Below are 1,318 nucleotides of genomic sequence, written 5' to 3' on the forward strand. Positions count from 1 at the left end.
TTGCCTCAATGAATAACATGATTGATGAGTTGAAAAAAGGCGGCAATTTAAAAGAAACCACCCTTGCCAAAGCCAAAAAGGTATTAGGCGCTAAAATTAAACACGCCCACCAATTTAGTGGCGAGCTAACTCTAGATAAACTTGAAAAAGCAATAGAGCAAGTCGCCAAACGACGAATCAAGTTCGATGCCACCAAAGGGATTTTTATGAATGGGATAATGATATTTTTGCAAGGAATTTTATACAGTCAAAATAGGCAAGAATTCGAAGCTCAATGCCGTGAAATGCGGCAAGAAGTGAAAGAGGAAATTCTTAATGATATGGCAAAGACTTGTGTAATTATGTCGTTAATGTCGGCCGAAGTAATGGCCCACACGATTAAACTAGTTGGTAGTGTATTACCCAAAACCAATATCTTTACCACCATGATACCAGGTTGTGATAAATTTATAAAAGTCACTGGAGGAACGCTAGCGCTAATTACGATATTGGACGGGGCAATGGATATTTATAAAGGGATTAATTATGGTATTAATGGGGATTCTAGTGATGCTTGGTTAATAGGTATAGGAGGCTTTTTATCTGTTTTTAGTGGTTTATTAGCTGTAGTTGCTTCATCAATAGCATTTGCTTTGTTGGCAATAGCGTTAGCCGTTATTGGCGCAATTTTGGTGTATATAGGCTCAGAAGCAGATCGCTGGTCACCGCTGCAAATTTGGTTTAACCGTTGCTATTTTGGTAACCATAAACACCCAGAAAAAGGGCAACCTTATCCTCTCACCGCTGTTGGCACCAGTGCGGCATTAAATGACTATTTTGCCTATCTTTCAGGGGTTTATTTGGCTTTAAATTATCAACCTTATGATATGGAGTTCTTTTTGGACGATATTCGTAATGATTCAGATGAAAACGCTGCATTAATTTATGCCGGTGGGTTGCATGTGCATATTAAACTGCCCAATTTTGATGCGCACAGCCGTTATGTCTGTATGGTCTATCTAACAGATTCTGAAGAGCAATCGGCTAAGGTCAAAATTGAAAAAGGTAAAGACGATAAAAATTTACATGTTACGGTATCACCCAATCAATGTAATTATGATTTAGTGCGCTGGGTTGCTTCTAAAGATTATCCTATCAAATCAAATATAAATGATACAGTGACGATAGACCAAAAAGTTGCCGAATTAAGGCTAAAAGCGAAAAAAGTGATTGGCATATTACATTACTGGCAAGGTAAAGACGCTAAATCGCCACTGCGCATTGAACATATTATCAATTAAAAAAGGAGAATGTAATAATGCCATCCAAATATCAACCG

The 1,318-nt window shown here is 37.8% G+C and carries 1 protein-coding gene; it reads left to right on the top strand.

Features of this window, described 5'->3' with window-relative positions; genetic code table 11:
- Positions 1–1,280 (top strand): hypothetical protein (locus GYY69_RS12635; RefSeq protein WP_174798003.1); only part of this gene is annotated, 1,280 nt, incomplete at its 5' end.
- Positions 1,281–1,318: the final 38 nt, after the last annotated feature.

This window comes from Gilliamella sp. ESL0250, assembly GCF_013345045.1.
Classification (GTDB): Bacteria; Pseudomonadota; Gammaproteobacteria; order Enterobacterales; family Orbaceae; genus Gilliamella; species Gilliamella apicola_H.